Genomic DNA, 23238 nt, shown 5'->3' with positions numbered 1-23238 from the left:
ATGTCATCGTTCGCCTCGCACGTTAATGGCGTGTGCCGTTTATGTCGTTGTTCTTCAGCCCATGCCCTAAGCGGACCTCCCGTAAGTAATAATCCAGCGATGTCATCAGATAGCCATCCTCTGAGGCAGCAGCGCTAGCCGACTTCCTCATCGAGGACCTGGTCACCACTTCGGCAATAGTTTCGAGAGTGATCGGAGCGCCCAGCCTTATTCGTTTGCTGGCTCGAGCCAAAGCAGCATTGACGTTTTTCAGCGTCATCGGCCGCGCGTTGCGGTCAAGGTACACCCGGGTCGGCTCCTCACCTGCCGGAATTCCCCTGCGCCGAAGAAACGAGGCCCGCCTTCCTTCGATCTGGATTTGCAACAGATGTTCCCAGTGTGGGTCCGTTGGGACGTTGGACAGATTTTGCATCGTAAGGAAGCCTCCGAGTCGAGCAAGCTGCTCCCTTACGAACGCCACCTCGAGGCTGATGGCTACCTCCGGGTCGGCTGCAGTCGCCCTGACGAAAAGCGCGAGCTGTCGGTACTCTGTTGGTAAAGACCGGATGAAAGCGTCGACCTCGCATAAAGCCACCTCGCCCTCATACACCTCTTCCAGGTCTAGCCCGTCTCTACCGATGTAGCCGATAGTCCTCCGAAGTCTGGTGTGTCGAAAGGGTTTCTCGTCGTCACACATGTCGCTCCCTTTCATATTCAAACCTGCCGCACACAGACCAATAATGCAGAGAGAAGTCAGGTTGATGTTCCGGCATCGCCATCAGTCTCAACATAGACTGCGTAGCGACCACACGGGCGATCGTCTCAAGGGAGAATGGGATCGGCAGATTCAACTTTCTGCTCAGCCGAAGGAAGGCTCCGTTGACCTTTTCCAATGTGAACGGCCGAGCTGCGCGATCTAGGTAGACTTGCGGGGGTTCATCGCGCGGCGGAATGTTTTTGCGCTTGAGGAGGTCAGCCCGCCTGCCAGCTATATATACGGGCAGCAGCAACTCCCAGTCCGGATGGCTCGGAACGTTGGATAGCCGTTGCATCGCGCGGGCGTTCCCCAGTTTGGCAAACAGCCTCGTTACGGCCTCAACCTCGAGGCTGACCGCAGCCTCCGGCGGGGCGGCGGTCGCGTAAACGAAGATCGCCAGGAACCTATACTCGTTTGGTAGCTCGTCGATGAACGCTTCGACTTCCTCAATCGTCACGTCGTGTAGGGCCATGTCCGCTACCGAATTTTTCTCATCATCCATGCCCGTCTCCGTCGCCCGTCGCCATCACATACATAAAGGAGTAGCATGGGGCGAACGTTCGTCAAGGATTTTTAAATAAAGACTTCATTGACTTAGATGCCATTTCCTCACGTCTTTAATTAAGTCTCTGCGAAGCCTCGGTCGAATTGAAGACCCCACGGCATGATCAGGGACTTGCTGCCCAACAACTTCATGGAATATGGCCAACGGGGTGTCCACGGCATTTGCGATAACGGTGCTATCGCTTGGATCGGGGTTGGACCCGCTTGGTTGCCGCCTGCTTCACGATCCCCCTTTGCAAAGCACCCCGGCGAATAGACGCTGTCATTCACGTCTTCAATTCCCCTAACCTAGCGAACCACCGATGGTCTTACGGCGATAGTTTCGGAACGGATTCAAATTATAAGGCGCGGCTCGGGGGGCCTGCGGCCGCCCGTCTTTTCCTATCGACAACATGTTCGTGGCTCAACGTGTCAACGTAGTTGACTCCGTCGGCAAAGAGAACATAATAAGAACACTCACTAAGAGCTTGAGGACAACGGCTGTGACCAAAACGCCGATCGTACACCTGCGCGCTGAGGAGATATCCGGTCTCTACTGGACGCCGCCAGCGCGCGCGACGATAGCCGAAATCCATCCGCTGCTGATCGCGACCTTCGTGTCGAAGACCAACTACAAGGATTGGTCCGCCTATTCCGCGAACGTCTTCGACATGAGTTCGGGCGGCCCGGTCGGATATTTCGAGGTGGTGCTCGATCCTGACTCCAATCGGGCGTGCGGCTATTACAGCTCTGTCGGCAGCGAGCCGGCCATTGCGCCCCCAATCTGGTTTGCCAGATCAGGGGACGTTGACGCGGTCCTGCGGGATTTCCATCGTATCCTCAGAGAAGCTGGCCATGTCGAATAACACCGCGAAGCAGATTGATCAGGACTACGAGGTAGAGGCTGCCCTCGCGTTCCATGACGATGATGCGAAGGCGACGATCGCGACGCTCCTCGGGGACATCAAGCATCTCAGGATGCAGCTGGCGCTAGCGGAAGCCGCTATGAGCCGCGGGATGACGCGTGGGTGGACACCGAAGTTCGACCGGGACGTCTGAGATGCTGGACAAGGTGCGCCCTCAGCAAAAGCAGAAATTCGACGACGCCTTCAGAAAATGGTGGAGCGCCGAGAAACCAAGGTATGGCGAACACGTCAGTGAAACGGTCGCCAGGAACGTGTTCCGGGCAGGCTACGCCACGGGCCGCAGACCGAACCTGGACCGCTACGTATTTGCGGTCGGAAGGTTCCGGATAACCGTATGGGCAACCGGGCTGATGGACGCGAAACGCAGAGCCACGGCCGAGGCGGATATGCGGGCAGCGAAACGTGGTTGGAAACGACCGAAGGCCGGATGGGTCTTGAAGGAGGTAATATGAGTGACGTCGACCGAAAAACGCTTCAGCGCGCGCCAGTTCTGATAGCGCGCAAATGCCATTGCGGTGACTGGGCGGGGGTTTTCGACTTAGACGTAGACCTTGCGCCACGTGATGCGAATGCCACTATTGGCGAAACGATCACGTCGATGATCCGGGCGCTGCTATCAAAATCCATATCGAGGAAGTTGCCGTCGGCTTGCCTTAGGTGGTCAGACGGAGCGTAAAACTTCGTCGTCTCCCTTCATCTCTGTCGCACCGCGATTATCTAGGAGCTTGCCCCATTACTCATGCATTATGCCGACTGCCGTCTTCAGCTTCGCGCCAACAGTTGAAGGTCTGGCCGACGATACCTGGCCTACTGAAGACGTCGCGACCTGTGCACAACTTTAACTTCAGGTTTTCGGCACTCACCCCCGTGATACAAAATGCAATCATTGCATTTGTTATTCGGGCTATCGGCTTGATGAATATATCTTTCTTCCACGTATGGTGGTTATTAACTTCGGGCCGGAAAGCGGATGATAAATCGCCGAGATATATTGACCTCGCGCCTACTGATGAGGCGGACAAGCACGGCATCTACTCTACCGCATTATTGAAGGCCACCAACAACCCGAACGTCTCGAATATTGCTTTGACCGGCCCATATGGCTCGGGAAAAAGCAGCATCATCAAGACTTTCCGAAAAAAGTATGGACGCCCGGTTCTCCAAATATCGCTTGCAGCCTTCCTACCTGAGGCCGACGGTTCGGTCACGACTGGTGAATCCGAGGCAGACGCTTCTAAAAAAGGCGCTCCTAAGAAACCCACCCCTCAGAAAGGCACCGTCAGCAAGCAGGAGATAGAACGAAGCATTCTGCAGCAGATGCTGTACGGCGCTGATGCCAACAGTCTACCGTTGTCGCGTTTCAAACGCATCGAGACACCTAAATGGTGGTCAAAGTTCACTTCGCTGTTCATCATGGCTGGCTTGTTCTCGTGCTGGCACGTCATCAAGAAAAGCGATGAGGTCCTAAGCGGCAAATTCTTCGAACCGCTCGACCTTGCGACGAATTGGCTCAACCTAGCGACGTTTACAATTGGATTTCTTTTCGTCTGGCTCGCCTTCCATCAGGTCTACATCAAAAGCCTCGGCCTTTCGCTTAAAAGCATATCATTGAAGGACATTGAAATCACGCCTGAGACTGCAAAGGAAGAATCGATCCTGAACAGGCACTTGGACGAAATTATATATTTTTTCCAAGCTACGAAATACGATCTCGTTATCATCGAGGACCTGGATAGGTTCAACAACCCGGAGATTTTCGTTACCCTTCGCGAAATCAATAGCTTGGTCAACGCCAACGCCGGGGTCAAACGACAGATACGCTTCCTTTATGCGCTTCGAGACAACATGTTCGTTAACACCGACAGGACGAAGTTTTTCGAGTTCATCGTTCCCGTCATTCCTATCATCAACAGCTCCAACTCGATTGACAAGGTCCTCGAACATGGCCAACGCTTGGCGTTGGACACTCGACTTGATCGGCAGTTCCTGCGGGAGGTGTCTCGCTATCTCAATGATCTGCGGCTCATCCATAACATCTTCAACGAGTACGGCATCTACGTCGCCAATTTGGAAACCGATGGCGAAAACATTCTCGATGCGAACAAACTGCTCGCCATTCTCATCTATAAGAACGTGCTACCAAGCGATTTCGAGGACTTGCACCGGGGAAAGGGAAAGCTTGCAGAAATACTCGCGCGGCATGACGACTACGTCACGAGTGCCGAGGCCAAATGCAAAGCCGAAATCTCTGAATTGGAGCGGCAAATCAACGACGTCGAGAAGCTCGTGCCGGCTGACGTCCAAGAGCTCCGAAACATTTACGCCATGGCTCTGCTGGCTATGGTGCCGCAAGATTTCACTTACCTCGTGATAAACGGCCAGGAGAACATCCCGATTGTGAGCCTTCCTACACGCCCAGACTTCGATCAAATCATAGAGAAAGATCAGATTCTGGTGAGGCACGGTTACTACAATCAACGGCAGAACGTGATCCTTCGTGACTTCCAAAAAAGTGTGTACCCGAAGGCGACATACCAAGAGAGGAAAGCTCAGATTGAATTAAAGGCCGCCGACCATAGAGACGGCGCGGCCAAAACAATCAGGGACCTCAGGACCAAGCTATCGACGCTACGCACAGCGAAATTCAATGAACTGATCCGTGCAAATTCCCGCGAGATGGAAGAGCTGTTCAATGCGTTTGGTGAAAACAGAGACCTCGTTCGGTTTCTCGTCATCGAAGGTTTCTTGGACGACACCTACTACCAGTACACGTCACTCTTCCACAGTGGTCGCCTCTCCCCGTCTGACAACAAATATCTGATTCAAATCCGGAGCTTCATCTATCCGGAACCCGACTTTCAGATCGACAACCCAAAAGAAGTAATTGCCGCGATGCGCGAGGATGACTTCCGCCAAAAGTACGTCCTCAACAAAGCGCTCGTCGATTGCATGTTCAGCAATCAAGCGGATTACCGGACCCAGATCGCCAAATTTGTCGACTATGTTTCATCGAATTTCTCCGAGTGCGAGGCCTTCTTTGCGGTCTACTATCAGACGGGAAAGTGCAATCGCGAGCTTCTGACGACTTTGGTCGAGCGATGGTCTGGTTTCGTGTCGGCCGCAATCGCGGCTCCCGACAGTGCCGTTCACGTCGCGCGCATGATCGCGCATTTGCCCAAGAGCGTGCTGCAGATACTGCCTCGCAAGGCACCCGGCTTTCAGGGCTTTTTGGCGAGAAACCTGCCGCGAATATTGGCTCTTCAGGTAGATTTCGAGCCCAGCCAGCTAGCGCTCTTCTCGTTCGAGGTTGACCGACTCGATAGCATTGAACCGTATCCCGCAATCGCTAGGTTACTCAGCGACCACGGCTTTTACAAGGTCACCCTTGAGAACCTAGAATTCATTGTGCGCGATGTTCTAGGGGTGGGTGAAGCAACGGCCCTGGATACGAAAAACTACTCCACCCTGTTACAGGTCGCTTACCGGCCATTGCTCGACAAAGTACGAGCCGACTTTGATGGGTACCTCAAGACCGTTTTGCTACTGCCCGGAAACACCGAGGAGGATGTCGCCCCAATCATCGAAGTCATCAACCACGATGATATCGAGGTTGAACATCTGGAACGCTTCATCGAGCAACAAACAGCTGTCCTGCCTTCCCTAGAGCAAATTCCGCTTCGTCTCCAATCGACTGTGTTCAGATTGCATAAGATCGCAGCCTCTTGGGAGAACTGTCGAACATACCTAGCAACGGAGAGCTTCGATGCTCAGTCGTTGACGGCCTTCCTCGCAGAGCCCGGCGTTACGGACGTTCTCTCACCGATCATGATCGATGATGGGAAAGACGCGTTTGGGCTGCGTCAATTCGTGATCGGCAACGCTGAATTCGACGCCGACACGTACCGCGCATATCTGCGAGCCCTGCCTAAGCGGTTCTCTCAATTCCCTGACGAGCTGGGCGCAGACAAGATGCGGATACTGATCGAGGAGCAGAAGATCACATTCTCGACGAAAGCGTTTACGTTCTTGTCGGAGCACACGGAATTGCAGGTCATGTTCGTCGCCAAGAACATCGATCAATATCTTGCGCAACAAGACCAGTATTCTATCGACGATGAATTCCGCGAAAGATTGCTGGCCACAGGTATCACCGACGATCGAAAACTCAAAATTATCGAAAAGATGGACCTGACCTCGTTGGCGGGCCAGCCTCGCCGCGCATCATTGGTCGCCGATATCTTGTATCGCACCGACGTCGATCTCGGTCACCTCCCATCGGAGGCCGCCCAAGCGATTGTCTTGAGCCCTGGACCATTGAAGGCCCGAATAGTGCTGTTCAATAAATGCCACGGCCTGCTGTCCGACGGCGAGGTGAAGTCTACAATCAGTCAACTGCCGGACCCCTTCTCGCAGATTGAGCCGGGTTGGCGACAGCCGACAATCGCCAATACGCCGGATAATCAAGAATTTGTTCGCTGGCTGGAGGCTCGGTCCATTATTTCGTCTTCGAAGCCGACGATCTTCACGGATGAGATACGCATCTACAACCGCCGAAAGTAGACGGTCGTAAAGGACGTTGGCGACGTCTTCGCAAATGGGACCACCGCGTAAAACCGGAACCAGCCTACCGCTGCTTTCCGTCGATTGCATGTATCAACCTCGTCGATAGAATGAAACCGCGGATCGGACGGGTCGGGTGCTCGCCTGGCATTTAGTTGCCCGCAGCGAGAAACCGGAAAGGCCGCTGCGTTCACCATCCCCGTCGCGTCCGGTTGACACGTCCGCGATCTCTCAAAGCCGATAGGCGCGGACGTTCCTCCTGTAGGTGTTCCGTACGGTAGTATACGAAAGTGGTCGGCCCCACGACTTCGTTAGGAAAGTTGCCTTCGACTGATGATCTATTTCACGAGCGATACACACTTCGGCGATCCCAGGGTTCTACGGATCGACAAACGACCATTCGCGGACGTGTCAACGCACGACGCCACGCTCATAGAGTACTGGAATTCAGTAGTTGGACATGACGATGACGTCTGGCATCTCGGCGATTTCATCCTTCCGCGTGGCGACGACTGCGATCGGCTGCTTTCGGAATTGAATGGCCGGAAACACCTGATCGTCGGCAACAATGACCCGGTGACGACAACGCAGGCGTCCGGCTGGGCAACCGTGCAGCACTATGCCGAGTTGGTCGTAGATGGTCATCTGCTCATTCTTTGCCATTACCCGTTTCGAACATGGAACAAGATGGGCAAAAAGTCCGTAAATCTCCATGGTCACTCACACGCTCGGCTCAAGCCCCTGTCCCGACAGTACGATGTTGGTGTCGATGCACAGGCACTTAGGCCAGTCTCGCTTGCAACGATAATGGACCGGACTAACTCCATCGGTAGACGGAATGGATCGCCACCTCAGGAGCCAAGCCAGGCATGATGCCGCGGTGTCGATCGCGGCATTTCGTTCTCCGTGGATCGATGTCTTGGCTTTCGCTCCAGGATGGCGCTCGGGCTAGCACACGCTTCCCGATGAATCTCTGTCAGAAAAAGAGCCGATAACTGATTGAAAATGATTCGTTTCGAGTCGGAACGAATCACCTCCGTACGTCTTTGAATCGCGACCAAGTGATTCGGAGTATCGTCATGGCATCGGGACATCGGGCCCAGTGGAAGGGCTTTCTCAAGTTCGGCGAAGTCAGTTGCGGTGTCGCCCTCTACACGGCGGCGAGCACGTCGGAGCGCATTACCTTCAATACAATCAACAAGGCCACGGGCAATCGGGTCAGCCGCGTCTTTATCGATAGCGAGACCGAGGAGCGCGTTGAGCGCGAAGACCAGACTAAAGGCTTCGAGATCGAGAATGGCCAATACATCATCATCGATCCGGAGGAAGTGGCCGCGACGATCCCGGAGAGCAACAAAACACTGGAGGTCGATGCCTTCATTCCGTGCTCCGAAGTTGACGACGTCTATTTCGACAAACCCTATTACCTGACGCCGGACAAAATGAGCGCGGACGCGTTCTTGGCTCTGCGTGATGCGATGAAAAACTCCAAAGTGGCAGCGATTGCCAGGGCCGTCCTCTTCCGCAGGATGCGCACCGTGTTGATACGCCCGCATGGCAAGGGCCTGATTGCGACGACCATGAACTACGACTACGAGGTCCGCTCGTCAAAAAAGGCGTTCGAAGAGATACCAAAACTCAAGATCGAGGGTGAAATGCTCGATCTCGCCAAGCATATCATCGGCACCAAAAAGGGCGAGTTCGACCCGGCCAGCTTCGATGACAGGTACGAGGCCGCCCTGGCTGATCTCGTCAAAGCCAAGATCGAGGGCAAGTCACTCCCTGCACGCAAGAAAGTCGAGGTCTCGAAGCCGAACGACCTGCTGGCGGCCCTGCGCGAGAGTGCCGGCATGATGCGAGCTGCAGAGAACAAACCCAAGCGCACTGCCGCCAACGCCAACAAAGGCAGCGGTCGGGAACGCGCGACGCGCGGAGTGGCTTCGAAAGCCGCCTCTTCCGGGGCTGCTCCGCGTCGTAAGGCAAGCTGACGGAGGAGACCATGGCACCGCGCTATTATTGGAAAGGCTACCTCAAGCTCTCGTTGGTTACCTGCCCTGTCGCGATGACGCCCGCGACAAGCGAGAGCGAGAAGGTGCGATTTCACACCATCAATCGACAGACGGGCAACCGAGTAGTCTCGCAATACATCGATTCCGTCACCGGGAAGCCCGTGAAGGACCAAAACGAGGCAAAGGGCTACGCTCGCGGCGAGAACGACTACATTATCCTAACCGATGACGAGCTTGACCGTGTTGCTCTGGACACCGTCAAAACGATCGATATCGAAAAGTTTGTGCCGGCCGACAGCATAGACTGGGTCTATCTCGAGAAGCCGCACTACCTCATGCCAGACGATCCGGTCGGTAATGAAGCCTTCGCGGTCATTCGGGACGCCATGAGGTCTGACGAGGTCGTCGGGGTCTCCAAGCTGGTGATCGGTCGCCGCGAGCGCGCCGTCATCCTCGAGCCGCGTGATGAAGGCATCGTGCTCTGGTCGCTGAGGTTCGGAGACGAAGTACGTCCTGAGGAGAGCTATTTCGAAGACATCCACGACGAGGCCGATCCCGACCTGGTCCCGCTAGTGCAGCAGCTGATCAAAAAGAAGACGTCACATTGGTCTCCGGATATGGCAAGCGACCCAATCCAAGCCAGTCTTCTCAAGCTGATCGCCGAGAAGAAGAAGCTGCTGAAGCCTAAAAAGACGGCCAAGGGAAAGAAGGACGACGCGCGCGCTCCTTCCAACGTGGTCAACATCATGGATGCCCTCAAGAAATCGTTGGCGTCCGAACTTAACGGCAAGAAGGCGTCGTGACATGCACCTGGCCGATACCAGAACTGAACGGCAGCCCGATGGTTGGAAGGTCGACTTCATTGGCGATGATGGCGATGATGGCGATGCCGTCACCGTTCACGTGGGCGCGGCCAGGAGCTCACTCAGGACGAGGCAATCGACCGCGCGCGTGCTGTCATGGTCCAGCTGACCGCGTTCGGCACGAGGGGCGGAGGCAGAAGCGTCAACAGCTATGACGCGGCGAGCAACGGCAACTTCGACGACGATGAGCCCCTGCTGCATACCCGCCATTAGGTTTTACCTGCCCCTCTACCCTTCACTGCCGGCCGATCGCCTTATCCATTAGCTCGGTGAAATTGGGCGGATCGACGGAGTCGTTCTGCTGCCCCGGCGTCGGGCGGAACAACGCGTTGAGGATGAGTGCTCGATCCTCTTTCACGGCCGACTGCTTCTCGATCAGATGGAAATAGGTGTTCATCATAGTGTGGCGCTGCCGAGCATCGTCCATCAGCATCTGGGAGCGCAGATTGAAGCGGACCAATATTCGGACCATCCAGAAATATAGAGCCAGCGGCACGGTCACGATGACGATGCGATTGATCGCCAGTCCGAGAAGGATGCCGCCTTCGGCCTTTGACTGATCGATCCCGAGCAAGGTCGTTTCGGCGATGTGGCGAAGAACCTCGATGACGCTCTCTAGTTTTACGAAACCGACGACGGGAACGACGACCAGCGTCAAGAACAACAGCATGGCGGACGCCCAAAATCCCCGTGATGCCGCGGTCGCTCGCTCGTCCCAGAGCTGTTTGGCGGCCTCGATCTTGGCCTCTTCCCGGAGCGCCTCTTTGAAGGCATCGACGTCGCCTTTTCGGGTCGAGACTTCCGCACTTAACGCCTGGAAGCCCTCTGTTGTGGTCTTGAGAGACTGGTTCGACGAGTTAAGGGCGGATTTGAAGAATGACTGGGCGCGCTCGAGTTCCAATCGGGCCTCGGCTACCTCTTTCAGTGCCGTGGCATTCTCCGTTCTAAGCTCGCCGATGACTTGTTGGCCTGTTCTTATGATTTCGGCGGCGTTATCGAAAGATTCCTTTGTCTGTGCTGCGAACTGATCGAGCGCGGTCATCTGCTGCCTTCGAGTTCCTCCATTGATGTCCTCGGAAACAAGCCACGCGTTGTAGCTCCCCATTTCGGCGATGATCGCCGCGCCGTATCGGGTGCCGCCCAGATTGAATTCGCCCTGGTTCGCCTTACTCGTTTCGACAAGGAATGCCGCCGCCGCAGCAAGAATCGCCTCAAGGTGCTGTACCGGAGCTGCCCCTTCCAGCAGTGAACTCCACCGAGCCGCGAATTCGTTGACATGGCTCACGGTGAGCGGGGACATCAAACCGGGGCCGATGTTCGTCGAGGCTTGGCTGATCGCCGTCATGTAGTTTGACAGCAACGATGGAAGGTTATCGTCACGGATGGCTTCCTTGATCCTGGATTGAAGGAAATCAAAATAACCGCGATATCCTGTTTGCGGTACCTCGGAGCGATCGGCGCTCCCAAGCACAAGATTGGGAAATTCCTTTCTCGTCTCGACAAACGGATAGGAAACAAGCTCGAAGGTCTCGAAATTCATCGTGATCGGTCTCGATTAGGGAAACAAACCTGTCTTAGCGCGCTTGATAACGCGGGCCACAAAAATCCAGCGGTTTCCCACACTTACATGCGTTGTGGTTGGTGCGGACGGACGTAGTGGCAGGTAAACCAACCGACAATCGCGTTGATCTTGTTCTTGTTATGTTCCATATTCTCCGATAATGGTGGATAGTCATCTACATTGGCGCTCGGGCATTCGATGGCTGTCCTTCTACAAGGGCCACAGCGTCACCGTCCTATGTGGCGGCTGCTCAATCCGAAAAGAGTACCGCGTCGACAGTATGCTCGAACGAATTGGCGACGTCAGTGTTCAGAGCTTGCCCGTCACCGTGGCTCGAACGATGGGCTGCGGGCGTGTCGACGTCAGCGGGCATTTGCGTTGCCGGATGGAAATCCCACTGTCAGCCTTCAAAGCTATCGAGAAACTGCTCTCGCCTCTCGAATTCCTCAGGTTCCCGCCGGATGCCCATCGCCTGGATGACACGGAGCTCGGAAATGTGCCCGCGTGGTATGTCTTGTCTGGTTTCTGCAAGTGCGGACACTGCCGCAATGTCGACATGAAACGACTGCGGGCAAAGTTCCCGCCCAGCGCCCGCACAGACGATTTTAGCGCGAAGTCTTGATTGCAGCGATGCGGCAACACCAAGGACAACTTCTTCATATTCCAGCGGATGCTGCGTTGATTGGCTTCTGATGCTCCTATCCGACGGAAATCGCCCTTTGCTTTGTCGGCTCCGCACGCTAGCCTTCAGGATGGCATTGCACTCCGAAACCCTCATGTCTCAGCACGATTTCTTTCGGTTCATTAGAGGTCGCGAAGGCGTGTGGGAACTTGTCGATGGCAGAGTGGTCGAGAAGCCCCGGACAAACCAGCGTCATCGATACATTGCCGCCAACACGTTGGCCTTGCTACACACCCGGTCGCGCGCAAAAAGTTACCGCCCGACTTCGATCGGCACGGGGATTTTGACAACCGCTTGCACGATCCGTTTCCCTGACCTCGTTGTCGATTGCGGTGCGCGCAATGACGAAGCAATGCTAGCTATGGAGCCTCGGGTCGTCGTTGACGTTCTGTCGCCTTTGACGAGAGGTTTTGACCCGCATCGACGCCTGTTCGAATACAAGTCGACACCGAAGATTACGTCGGTTCTGCTGGTAGATACCGAAACCGCCTGCGTATTGGTTCATGATCGAAGAAGTGAACGCTGGGACGCTTCAGCATATCGCGGGCTCGCCGATGTCATCGAGCTGCCTGCGATCGAAACGAGGCTCGCCTTGAGCGACATCTATGACGGGGTCGAATTGGGGCCGGCCACATGAAAGGCCCGTGCGAGCATTTGAGACCTACTGCGGTTTTCATTCGCTAAATTTGGCGCACATCAACGACGACGGTAACCGAAATCTCCAGGTCGAAGTGCGCGAAGGCGACGCCATGATCGCGATCCCTCGATTCGATCCACGTACCCTTCCTGCCGGGCCCGGACACCCTCGCGAGTCCATTCGCCTTCCTCCAGGCCCCACCAGCCACCGTACGACACAATCTGCAGCAATTCTCTACCCTGGTCTTCGGAGAAGCCAGCCGCGAGCAAGACCGCCAGATATTCCTGAACCCTCGCGTCGAGCGCTTCCGGTGATACGTGACTGTCCGGAGCCGACGGAACACCGTGGCCCGCACAGTCGTACATTTCAGGAAAGCTCTCGTAACCGAACAACTTCGCCATCAGGTGTCGAGTCCGTATAGGCAGCTCAATTCCCAGCGTTTCCACGCCGCCTTGGAGGTTTACACGAAACCGCTCCAAATCTAGGGGGCTGACAAACTGCATCTTGTTGGGCGACGGGCGAAGTGCTCGCTCGGCAATCGTGGTGCGCTTCAGCGTTTCGTTCTCACTAACGGCAGCCCCCCAGAATCCACCGATCCCTACGGTCGAGATCATTTCCTCTGCTTCCTCTGTCGTGAAGCCGTATTCCGTGATCGCTTGGATGTATTGAGCAAAACGTGCAGATCGCTCTTCGGGTGAAGCCTCCAAGTCCGTTGAACTCGGGTCGACCAGTCCGTCCATGCTCTTCAATTGCTGATAATGGTCATAGCCAAAGGCGTGCGCCACCATATGCATGGCGTGGTTCAGCTTGATCCGTCCCTTATATCTGTTCTTGACGTTCTTAGCCAAGTTGAGTGCGGTTCCGGAGCCTTGCAGATAGATACGCATGCGATCCCTTCCAATATGAGCGCGTCTTTTGTTCTGCGCCGGGCGTTCCGACTGATCGACGATCATCTGCCGCCGGCATCTGGATCATGAATTTTTGCGTACTCCCTATGCCACCGTTCCCACCAAGGCTGGTGGGCGTTAAGGTCGAAGAGGCAGCCTTGGTATCGATTCTGGTTCCGTCCGTGATCATTGGCAGACTGAATTGGAGCGATGCAGATCGCGCCGCGAGGCTTGCGTAGCTTGGAGGGACCCTCCGGAACGACTGCAGAGGACCTTGACTCTGCTTTACGCAGCATCAGCAGAACCTCAACCAAGCGGTCGTCTTTCATAATATATCGAGCATCCGAGCCGCTCATCTTCGCCAGCGCCTGAGTTTTCCTTATCTTCAGGAACAGCCAATAGGCGTGCTCCGCGCGTGCCCGCGATACACCCGTCGCGCACACTATCTCGCGGATGATGCGATGCCTCATCTGCCCATTCGTCGATCCGCGCTTCCGCTCCTCACGCACCCAATTGTCGATAGCTGCATTCAACTTCCGGATGTCCAACTCCTTGGAGCGATGCTTGTAGAAATATCGGGGGTCTTCCATTTTTCCCTCTCGGTTTGAAGACGCGACGTCTTTGTTTTTGGAAGTCGCCAACCTGAACCTGCTCTCGCGACGGTGTCTTTAATTAGTCAACTTACGAAGCCATCAATTCCTGACCCCAAATCCCGGAACGACGAATGGGGGACAAAATGAACATCTTGATGGGGGACAAATTAAAGACCTCAATGGAGGACAAATTGAAGACTTCATCCATGACAGGCGACCTGCGCCCTCCCTATGCAGCGATCTTGAACTCCCTCATGGCGGTATCGAACTCGTCTTGGAATTCCTCCAGCGTGCGAACCTCCTCCGCCGTGGCACCAGCGAGCGTCCCCGTCCGTCGGAAATCCGCAATCAAGCGGTTGATGTCGAGTTCCTTGGTACGCGCTTCGATCCGTCGCTCCAGCGCAGCCAGCGTCAGCTCCTTCTCGGAGATCGCGGACTCGACCATGTGAAGCTTGGACGCGGCGGACTTCTGGACGCGGCTGTTGATCAGGTCGTTGAGGTAATGCTCGAGCGTTCGCGTCGACCTATGATCGAGGATGTCTGCGGCCCGCATCAGGATGGCATGTTTCCAGATGGTATCAGGCCCAAGTTCGACGTCGCCGACATCGGCGACATCGAGCGCCACCTCCACAGCCTTACGGGCAGGAATCGCTCGGATGCGATGGGCGCTTCCGGCTACGCCCGCTCGTTGGAAGGCGAGCCGCGCGAGACCTTGAAACGAGCTGACGGCAAGGGTTGTACCCTTGTCAGTCAGGAACAAGCCGTCCTCAACTGGGAGGCCGAGGCTCTCACACCTCTTGACGATGGCGGCCCGCTCGTTTTCGGCGAAATTGAGCGTCCGCCGTAGGAGATCGGCAGTAGGAACAAGCTTGCCGTCACGCCCACCCTTCCTCTTGACCTCGATTGTCCAATCGAGCGCGCCGGCAAAAATGCGATCCAATTGCTCGCGCGTGGGGAGCTTGCCTACGATCACCTGAAGCAGTTCGAAGCTTCGAGCGCCTGTGACGGCAATCCACGAGTACGCAAGTGAGTTGCGCTCCTCGTGCCTCGAGCCTTCCTCTGCGTATTTGACGAGTTTGAGCTTAGCATCGGTAACTGTGGGGCGGTTCGCCTTGGGAGAGGTGTCCGGTATTCTGAGGCGGCTCACCCGGATTTTCGCGCCGTCTTTCTTCGTGAACTCGTCAGAAGTAATGGCGAACGGATGCTCCCACAGTTCCGGCGGGTAATCGCCTGGCTCGTAGAGCTGTACGTGATTGCGGAGCATCCCGACGCGCTCTGCCCACGCATAGAACTGAAAGATGACGCCGGTGATCGTGTTGATGCGGCGTGTCTTGATGCCCTTGTTCAGCTTTAAAGCCCGATACGCACGCAGGGTATCGTCATTGACAAGCAGCCAGGGAATACCGTTCTGACGGCAAAAGCGTCTGAATTCCCTTAGGATTTTCAGATACTCGAGTAGCGTGCTGAGAGGGCGCTCCTCCAGCGCTAGCGCCCTTATGTAGTGAGAGACTTCGCGATCGATACCATCTTCCCAGAACAGCGTTGGGATCGAATAGTCACGCGAAACTGCCTTCGACAGCGCCAACTTGACCTTCACCACCACGATCTTGCCGACAATATATCGGGACGGTGGCCTGGCGCGTTCCATGGGGAACTGAATAACGTTGCTTTTCGGCTCGGCGGCCTGTTCGTGTTCAGAACCATCCGCAGGCTTGAGCTTTGCGTCTTGCTCCTGCAGATCACTGATGATCGTTCGAATTCCTGTGTTCTGGTAGAGCGCCGACCGCTTGCAGCCGATCAACTGGCATGCGCGGTCGACATCGATTTTCCCCCAGTCCTCATACAGTGATGGATCAATTGCTCGCGAAACCAGTCTTTCCGTGGCTCGCTCGACGTAGACTCTTCCTAGCGCCGCGCCACTAAGGCCTGACAGGTCCTCCTGCCATATGTTTGGGAGCTCCGCGTAACGCATCAGACGCCCCTGAAAAGCTGGACACGGAGGCGTGCGATCTCGGCCTCGTGCTTCCGGATTGTCTCAGCCAGCTCACCATTGCGCACCTTCGTCTGCGCAAGCTCGTTACGGTCCAATTTCGAAGCCTCCCCGTCCGTATGGAAGTTCTCGGCAAAAACAATTTCCTGGCTGACTGCCGATTCTATGCGGCCTTTCGCTGCCTTGACGACCTGCGAAGTACGTTCAGGCTTCGGTTGCTTTTTAACGAGCGGGTACTTCTCGTTGATCTTGGAGACATGTTCCTGGATGGCAGCTACATCGTCCTTGAATGGCGAACTCGTCGTGGTCCAGTGATTTCGGTGACCGATCCTGAAAAGGCCCAGTTCCGGGCGATGCATGTCACGAATGGTGTTGAGAGTGCGCGGAACTTCGTCCCACCGAGCCAGCCGAATGGTTCCGTTACACAGCCCCGCATAGTATGCCTTCTTCGCTGCAATCCGCTCTTTATCACAAGGCAATTTATCGACGTTCGACTGCATACCAACTCCTCTTGCAATCAAATTCATGCCTATCCACGCCGTTGGCGGGCCGCTATTCCCCCTCACCGCCTCGATGGCCCAGCATGACGGAAGGCGAACGGAACCCCGCACGTTCCCGCTGGAAAACGAGCCAATGAAATGTTACTTATCTTCGACAACCCAGATGGTGGGCGACGACACCGCTCCGGCGAGGTAGCTCCCCACCTTGGAGGACATCGAGTCCACCACGGGGAGAATTACTAGCACGGACGGATGACAGTTGCCAAGAGCGAACATAGAGACGACGACGACACAAGGTGTCGATGACCTCCTTAGCGAAGCCATCGTCCGGCTCAAGTCCGAGATAGCGGCGATCGATCGTCAGGTGGAACAGCTCGACAAGATCAAGCAGTTCAAGACTGGGAAGCTGACCCGGCTCCTGGATGCGCATCGTTTTGACACCGAGCCCTCACCACTCCTTGAGGAACTCAACCTTGACGATAGTTCCGTTTCGAAGGCGATCCGTGCGGTAGCCCGAGACTTGGCAACCAGACATGGACGACCGGTGCGGCGCACCGAGATACTCGATGCATTGCGAGCTTCGGGTATTGTCGTAGGCGGCAAGCAGCCGGCAAAGACCATCACTAGAGTGATGACAAGAGCGAAAGACGAATTCGCCCACGAAGGCGATGGTTACGTCCTGAAAGAGTCTCCACCCGCCTGAGACTAGGCAGCTTCCTGTATCTTCATGAAGGTGACCAGCTGGGTTTGCTGGATGTTGCCGAGAACTGTGCCTTTCATGCATGGCGAGACACAGGAGAGCTTGAACTTCTCCATTTCCTGCGTAGCGAATTTCCGCGTAGCCTCGTTCTCGATGGCGAAGATACATCCGGCGCAGACCTGCGGACCTGCCCTCCCGAAGTCGGGCCCGATCTCGCGCACCGTGCCGACTCCCGCCTGCTTCCGGCAAGCCGCACGTCGCGCGGCGCTTGCAGAAGCTGGGCAGGAGCACAGTACCCAACCTTTTGGGATGATCACCAGAGCCTTGCGCCTCATCACCTCTTGGATGGCGTGCACCATGTTCTTGGGCTCGATGACCTCAAGGTCTCGCATCTGGTCCTTGAGCGTCTGCTCGAGGTTCTTGGTCGCGTGCTGCACAAGCTTCTTGGCGTCGCGGACCAATTTTCTGCCCATGGGACCTTCAAGGGTGCCAGCGAGCGCCTCCTCGGCAATTTGCTCAAGGAACTTCGCTCGAACGTCTCTCCACATTCTGTCGAGGCTCGGATCGTATTTCATGTATCCCCAGGTCTGGGCCAAGTTGAAGTGTCTCAAGATGTGCGAAATAACCGCAGCGCTGCCACCGTAGCCGTTGAAGTACATAACTGCTGTGAACCGTCGGAACTGCCGCTCTGTCCAGTTCCAGTCCTCGTGGTTATCGTTGGCCGCAAGGTATGAAATGGCATCGTGGTCTTTTGCGAGGGTATTGAGCACGGCCCCCCATTCCTTTGGATGCCGAACACTCCTCAGTCGTGGACGATAGAATGCAAACAGGGGCTGATCGTCTGTCATGTTCGGGGAGAGGTCGATAACGCTCTGTATCGCCTGCGCCACATATGGCGGGATAGGTATCCAAACCCAATCTTTCACGTTCTTCACTATGAAAATATTCGCATACCAACCATCTTCGTCGCTACCGCGAAGGCAGTCGCGTCGCATTAGGTTGAGTTCTTCCCCACGGCGGGCCGTAACGGCAAGCGTCATAGCGCGGACTGTCGCGACAAAACGGTATGCAGCAGCCTCCCAAGACAGGTCACGCATATTCATCGGGATGGCTTGGAGCGGTTGAAAGGTGTCCTCGTACTCACGGGCGCAGCCAGCAAGCATCTTGAACGCAAGTTCTGGGGGAATGACGGGCGTCGGCTTTGTGTCTGTTTTCGTGGACACCTTTATAATGTCTGGATCGAACGCAAAATTCTCGCATCGCATGCGAGTCCGATGCTTATACATCCAGCGAAACTGGGTTTTCAGGGTGCCGAGATACTCAGTTGTAAGTTCCGTGAGTGTTGACCCTGCGCCTTCACCGATGTTCGCACACCCCAGACGCGCTGCGGCTTGGTCCATGACTACCTTGGTAACACGCCCGATGCTCAAAGGCGGCAATCCGCATGCGGTCATCACGTTCTCGCGCGCTAAGAACCAGTTGCCATTCATGCGTGTTTTCAGGAAATGTGGAAGGCTTCGTCGGCTCTCAAATTTATCGAGAAAGCTTTCGACCTTTGATGAGCTCTGCAAAAGACTCTCGGTACCCATAGTCCAATCGCGGAGCATCGCTTCGTACACGCTGGAGGGCAATCCATCTAGGGATTTGAAGCCGCGGTGCGTGAGAGCGCATAGGAAGTTGAGCATGGTCCGAATGTACCCGACATGGGTTTGTGCGTCATGCATCTGCTTTTTCGCACCAAGCTGCCTCCGCCAGAAGGCAAACTCCTTCGCCGCCCTGATGAGGGCGGGATATTGCGTCAGTCTGCCGCCAGCGGCCGGAATATCAAAATCGATCTCAATTGCTGTTTCGCCAGGGTTTGGTTTGTCGCTTGTGATTGGCCACTTCATAGCGGAGTACGGAGCGCCCAACCACGGAGCCGTCCGCTCGGCGTCCTCCGGGAATGTGGAGCGATGCTCCGAAGTCATTTGTTTCACGACGATCGGCTTCAACATCAGAATGGCCTCGGCATGACAAATCCTTCGCTGGACATAAGGCTCTCTGCTAACTCCGTCGCTGCATCCCAAAGTCTTTCGAGCGCGTTGGAGCCTTGCCGCATCTTTACCGCTAGCACGTCGGTGAAGCAGAGAAAGGGGAGCCACATAGCTTCCCATCTCTCGATCCGGTCACGTTCCCAATCAGCACGGACTTCTTTGAGTGACCGGTTCCAAATCTGCCAATCGGCAAGCGCGTTTATTTCTGGGATCACGACGAGATTCGAGCAATTGTTCCAGCACTTCAATTCACTGCAACCACCTGCGTTGCATACGCCGCCGATGCCGATCGGCTTGGCGTTGGGGCCAAGAGCTTGCGGTTTCTTGACGCGCAGTTGCGCCGCCATGCCGGCGATTATTTTTTGGAACCGTTCCTGAAACTGAGAGTACAGCTGATCGTAGATGTACTTCGTTGGGAACCGGACCTGGTAGACGCCCGTCTGACTGGGATCATGTTGCCCGTAGGCGAGCCCGACCCTCAGGTCGCCGTCATTCTCCAGCGCATAACGGAGCAGAACAGACGGCCTGAGCATGACGGGAGTTATGCCGAGCATCGACAAATCAGGGATGCCGCCCAAGAGTTTCTTGAAGTTGTCTAGGAACCATTGGGCCTTGATCTCGACGATATCGCTTTTGAGTCTCGTTATGAAAAGCAGATCACGAATGCCGTCTGGTGCGGCCTTTCGCGCGACCGCATTGTTGTCACGCAACCAACACAAGGCCGTCAGCGCTCTTGAATCCTCGGGCAGATTGATGACAATCGGTTTGCCTTTTGCTCGCGCCTTGGACCCAGTTATTTTTTGGAAGCCATGGATGTCGGTCTCTTCGATACAGTCATGGAAAAGCGTGCGCGCAACTGCAACGTTGCATCCAGACTCCGCCAAGTACATCGTCATGACAGCGGCGTGAACATCCCGATGCGGAATCAAATACGCCTGCACCAACAATTGAGAGCTGTATTCCTGGCAACGAACGCTGAAAAATCGCTCTTCGGAACTTCCGGCCAACGGAATTAGTCCGCCGTAGCGGTCATGGATAAGACGAACTAGGTTTGCCAACCCTTGTCGCCTCTTGTCGGGATCAGTCGGAAAGTACGTGCGGAGTGCTTTTAGGTATTCGCTGCTTGTCGAATCTGCCCCGAACAAAACGCCTTCGTATTCCGTCGGATCGACGCCTTCGGAGAGGAGTTGCTGCCCCTCAACGTAATGATTTCTCCAAAAAACGAAAACGGCCTCCGCTGCGTCCTCTATCAAGGACAGTCGCCTGCTGATGATTTGCGAGATTGCTTCGACAGGGTCCTTGGGAAGCTCGCCCTGCCATTTTTCGATCTCACTCTGCAGCACTACAAGAAAGTCGTCGCCTCGAAACTCGGTAACGCCGTCAACCCAATTAGCCTTCTGAAGAAGCACCCAGTTTGCAAAGGAAACGTACTGTTTAGCAAGCGATGAAAGTTCAGGCCTTTGCGTTTCTTCGCCGACCTTGCCCAGTCGAGGTAGAACCTCGGCGACGGTTCGGTTTCCATTCTGATCTCGTCGTTTAGGAGGAAGCTTGATCCGATGTTTCGTCACCGGAAAGATGTGTTCCCGCTCGAAGCAGGCCACGATCGAGTTGTAGTTCACCGCTTTAGCGCGATTTATACCATGCCCGACTTCATCCAGGGCAGCGCGCCAATCATTGTCTGATATCGCCTCTCTCCGATTGATCGCGGCGAATGCCATGCGAACACATCTGGAGCCTATCGCCGCCAATTTACGCATGATTTGACGGACATCGACCGCCAATCGCATTCGCTTCTGGGCAGGCTGTCCGACGAAATTGTCTTTGAAAGCCGCACAAACCCTGTGGACTATCTCCTCTGACCAACCCGCTTTCATCAGCGGCTCGAAGTTGATACCTCGACCAGGAAAACAGACCCAAGCGGGATGATTCGAAATCATCGCAAGATGCGCTTCATCCGCCGCGTCTATGTGCTGCTTAAACGGAGAGCGCATGAAGATCGACTTCTTGCACTTAATAGTCCGTGCCAGAGCTTCTCGATCAATCGCTATTCCATTTCTCAGCAGGCTCGCTTTAGGCAGAGCATTTATGAGCGCCATTTCAATCTTGTGGTCTTCGTCCCCAACATATCCGATCCGATCCAGTTCAATATTGAACTCGTCAATCAAGTCCAGCAGAGCCTGACACCCGTCCCGCTGCCGCTTAGAGATCGAGAAATCCTTCTGCAGGGCTTTCAGTTCGATTTTTGGGCCCCGCATCTGGAGCGTTCGTCTCTTGACGTGGGATTTGAACCATTCTCGAATTTGCGGTATTTTTCGCTCAGTTGTCGACAAGGGTGGGCCAACATGACGCTGATAGTCTCTCAATATTACCCGGTGAGCCGACGTCATGTGAGTACGGTCAATCCCGATTATTCGAGCATAGTCGCAACTAGAGAGCATGCCTTTCCCGTTAACGATGAATGAGCGGCACTCCAAGTGGCTTGCGAGAACCGCCTTTAAACGGGCGATCGAGGTGTCGTTTTCCTCGATAGCGACTCGGTCCCGAAATACAGACCTTTTCGGTATAGACGCCGAGAGGGTGTTCTTATCGTGGAGCCGTATTGCCGCCCAGTCAGGCACGTAATCGATTTCGGCGATTCTCGAATCCCATAACTCTAGTTGGGAGACTATCAACGGATGGTTCTGTGCCGCTCCTCGGCCCAAGTCGAGAGCGTCGTAAATGCGTTGTCGGTTTAGCTTGTCAACGCGCACGACGAGCGTTCTCGCCGCTATCGCGAGGTTGACATAGCTATCGAGCCTATCGATCAGTCTTTCGTCGATAATCATTTCATCGGCGGCAAGCTTGTCGAAATGATCGAAGATATGATCTGCGAGCTTGTAGTGGAATGGCAATCCAACAGCAGCCAAGTACCAACCGCGATCGACGCGGTCGGCATTGGACATTGGCACCAACTCTCGTTCCGCGAAATGGCGGGCAAGCATATCCTGCAGCGCGGAGTGCTCGGCGCTGTGACTGCCTCGATCAATCTGCATCAGGAAAGCCTTTAGACGGCTACTGGAGCCTCAATCCGCTCATGTGACTGGTAGTCCAGCACTTCAAAATCCTCGATCCTGTAACCGTCAATCGACGTGGGCTTGCGCGCCAGTTCAAGTCGAGGGAACGGTTTCGGAGTTCGGGAGAGCTGCAGCCGGGCCTGGTCGAGGTGGTTGAGATACAGGTGCGTATCTCCGCCCACCCAAATGAGCTCGCCGCGATCCATATCAACCTGCTGGGCCACCATAGCCAAAAGCAGCGCCTGCTGGCATATATTAAATGGCGCGCCAAGGAAGATGTCACAGGAACGTTGATTAACCATCATCGAAAGGCGCGGACGACCTTCTGGTCCGTCTGGCCACGACACGTGGAATTGATACGTCATGTGGCAGGGATGGAGAGCCATCCGATCCAGCTCACCAACATTCCATGCATGGAAAAGTATCCGTCGGCTGGTCGGGTTTGACTTCAGCGTCGATATGACGGTCGCAATCTGATCATGGTCGTTCCCGTCATTATCCTTCCATCGACGCCATTGTTTCCCATACACTGGACCTAGATCGCCCCACTCTGCTGCGAATGCCTCGCTTGCCAGTATTCGATCCTCGAATGCATCCTGGGAAATTTCCTCGCCCGTCGCTTTGCGATATTTCGCAAGCGGCCAATCGGTCCAAATACGAACATTCTCGCGCAACAAGCCGTCGATGTTGGTTTGCCCGGTCAGGAACCACAGCATCTCCTTCGCCGACGTTTTCCAATAGACCTTCTTCGTCGTGAAGATCGGAATCGTGCCGTCCGAGAGATCGAAGCGCATTTGCCTGCCGAACAAAGACAGAGTGCCCTCACCCGTACGGTCCATTCGACGGTCACCGCCGTCAAGCAGGTCGGACATGATCTCGAGGTACTGGTATTCGGGATGGCGCTTCATTTGGGTCTCCGCAATTTCCGTAACCGAAGACTCACGAGTGAGCGGAAGTCAAGCCGC

19 protein-coding genes and 1 pseudogene are annotated in these 23238 nt (G+C 55.3%); 10 read left to right on the top strand and 10 right to left on the bottom strand.

Annotation, left to right across the window (positions count from 1 at the left end):
• Positions 1–22: 22 nt before the first annotated feature.
• Together EFQ99_RS16445 and EFQ99_RS16440 are read right to left on the bottom strand one after the other, a co-directional pair.
• Complete coding sequence (locus tag EFQ99_RS16445; RefSeq protein WP_126922061.1) at positions 23–676, bottom strand: hypothetical protein; 654 nt, start codon at positions 674–676, stop codon at positions 23–25.
• Positions 669–1238 (bottom strand): hypothetical protein, encoded by a 570-nt coding sequence (locus EFQ99_RS16440; RefSeq protein WP_126922060.1) that lies wholly within the window; start codon positions 1236–1238, stop codon positions 669–671. Before EFQ99_RS16440 ends, EFQ99_RS16445 begins: the two co-directional genes overlap by 8 nt.
• A gap of 544 nt (positions 1239–1782) precedes the next feature.
• Here EFQ99_RS16440 and EFQ99_RS16435 point away from each other — a divergent pair.
• The 8 genes and pseudogenes from EFQ99_RS16435 to EFQ99_RS35515 all read left to right on the top strand — a co-directional run bounded on the left by EFQ99_RS16435 (position 1783) and on the right by EFQ99_RS35515 (position 9850).
• Complete coding sequence (locus EFQ99_RS16435; RefSeq protein WP_245441506.1) at positions 1783–2145, top strand: hypothetical protein; 363 nt, start codon at positions 1783–1785, stop codon at positions 2143–2145.
• Positions 2135–2338, top strand: coding sequence for a hypothetical protein (locus EFQ99_RS16430; protein ID WP_126922059.1), 204 nt, complete (start codon positions 2135–2137; stop codon positions 2336–2338). The genes EFQ99_RS16435 and EFQ99_RS16430 overlap by 11 nt, the downstream gene beginning before the upstream one ends.
• Before the next feature lies 1 nt (position 2339).
• Complete coding sequence (locus EFQ99_RS16425; protein WP_126922058.1) at positions 2340–2657, top strand: hypothetical protein; 318 nt, start codon at positions 2340–2342, stop codon at positions 2655–2657.
• 463 nt (positions 2658–3120) lie between these two features.
• Positions 3121–6765 carry a YobI family P-loop NTPase gene (locus tag EFQ99_RS16415; RefSeq protein ID WP_245441505.1) on the top strand — a complete coding sequence of 1215 codons (3645 nt, stop codon included), beginning with the start codon at positions 3121–3123 and terminating at the stop codon, positions 6763–6765.
• Positions 6766–7098: 333 nt separating this feature from the next.
• Complete coding sequence (locus EFQ99_RS35520; protein ID WP_126922056.1) at positions 7099–7638, top strand: metallophosphoesterase family protein; 540 nt, start codon at positions 7099–7101, stop codon at positions 7636–7638.
• A gap of 206 nt (positions 7639–7844) precedes the next feature.
• Positions 7845–8753, top strand: a complete 909-nt coding sequence (gene ku, locus EFQ99_RS16405; protein ID WP_126922055.1) for a non-homologous end joining protein Ku — start codon at positions 7845–7847, stop codon at positions 8751–8753.
• Positions 8754–8764: 11 nt separating this feature from the next.
• A complete protein-coding gene (ku, locus tag EFQ99_RS16400) occupies positions 8765–9577 on the top strand; it encodes a non-homologous end joining protein Ku (protein ID WP_126922054.1) in 813 nt (270 codons plus the stop codon).
• Position 9578: 1 nt separating this feature from the next.
• Positions 9579–9850: pseudogene (locus EFQ99_RS35515) on the top strand (hypothetical protein).
• A gap of 22 nt (positions 9851–9872) precedes the next feature.
• Here the strand turns inward: EFQ99_RS35515 and EFQ99_RS16390 are convergent.
• Positions 9873–11177 carry a DUF6161 domain-containing protein gene (locus EFQ99_RS16390; protein WP_126922053.1) on the bottom strand — a complete coding sequence of 435 codons (1305 nt, stop codon included), beginning with the start codon at positions 11175–11177 and terminating at the stop codon, positions 9873–9875.
• Between the two features lie 797 nt (positions 11178–11974).
• Between EFQ99_RS16390 and EFQ99_RS16385 the strand changes: the two genes are divergently transcribed.
• The gene (locus EFQ99_RS16385; protein ID WP_164736383.1) at positions 11975–12517 is read left to right on the top strand and encodes a Uma2 family endonuclease; all 543 of its coding nucleotides are present in this window, start codon (positions 11975–11977) and stop codon (positions 12515–12517) included.
• A gap of 59 nt (positions 12518–12576) precedes the next feature.
• Here the strand turns inward: EFQ99_RS16385 and EFQ99_RS16380 are convergent, their stop codons facing one another.
• From EFQ99_RS16380 to EFQ99_RS16365, 4 genes are all read right to left on the bottom strand, one after another.
• Complete coding sequence (locus EFQ99_RS16380) at positions 12577–13404, bottom strand: hypothetical protein (protein ID WP_126922051.1); 828 nt, start codon at positions 13402–13404, stop codon at positions 12577–12579.
• A 62-nt stretch (positions 13405–13466) separates the two neighbouring features.
• Complete coding sequence (locus tag EFQ99_RS16375; protein WP_164736382.1) at positions 13467–13994, bottom strand: hypothetical protein; 528 nt, start codon at positions 13992–13994, stop codon at positions 13467–13469.
• A gap of 232 nt (positions 13995–14226) precedes the next feature.
• Positions 14227–15969, bottom strand: coding sequence for a site-specific integrase (locus EFQ99_RS16370; protein WP_126922049.1), 1743 nt, complete (start codon positions 15967–15969; stop codon positions 14227–14229).
• The gene (locus tag EFQ99_RS16365; RefSeq protein WP_126922048.1) at positions 15969–16487 is read right to left on the bottom strand and encodes a hypothetical protein; all 519 of its coding nucleotides are present in this window, start codon (positions 16485–16487) and stop codon (positions 15969–15971) included. Before EFQ99_RS16365 ends, EFQ99_RS16370 begins: the two co-directional genes overlap by 1 nt.
• A 259-nt stretch (positions 16488–16746) precedes the next feature.
• On the opposite strand from EFQ99_RS16365, the gene EFQ99_RS16360 reads away from it, so the two are divergent.
• Positions 16747–17190, top strand: a complete 444-nt coding sequence (locus EFQ99_RS16360; RefSeq protein ID WP_126922047.1) for a hypothetical protein — start codon at positions 16747–16749, stop codon at positions 17188–17190.
• A 2-nt stretch (positions 17191–17192) separates the two neighbouring features.
• Here the strand turns inward: EFQ99_RS16360 and EFQ99_RS16355 are convergent, their stop codons facing one another.
• Genes EFQ99_RS16355 through EFQ99_RS16345 form a run of 3 tightly spaced genes read right to left on the bottom strand, consistent with a single transcriptional unit; the run spans position 17193 to position 23181 of the window.
• Positions 17193–19181 (bottom strand): hypothetical protein, encoded by a 1989-nt coding sequence (locus tag EFQ99_RS16355; protein WP_126922046.1) that lies wholly within the window; start codon positions 19179–19181, stop codon positions 17193–17195.
• On the bottom strand, positions 19181–22252 hold the full coding sequence (locus tag EFQ99_RS16350; RefSeq protein WP_126922045.1) for a hypothetical protein: 3072 nt from the start codon (positions 22250–22252) through the stop codon (positions 19181–19183). Before EFQ99_RS16350 ends, EFQ99_RS16355 begins: the two co-directional genes overlap by 1 nt.
• An 11-nt stretch (positions 22253–22263) precedes the next feature.
• Entirely contained in the window at positions 22264–23181 is a 918-nt protein-coding gene (locus tag EFQ99_RS16345; RefSeq protein ID WP_126922044.1) for a thymidylate synthase, read from the bottom strand.
• Between the last annotated feature and the right edge of the window lie 57 nt (positions 23182–23238).

The sequence above is a fragment of the Rhizobium vallis genome, from assembly GCF_003985155.1.
Classification (GTDB): Bacteria; Pseudomonadota; Alphaproteobacteria; order Rhizobiales; family Rhizobiaceae; genus Rhizobium; species Rhizobium vallis.
The sequence above is the reverse complement of the archived record's forward strand: the minus strand, read 5'-3'. Positions and strand labels throughout refer to the sequence as shown.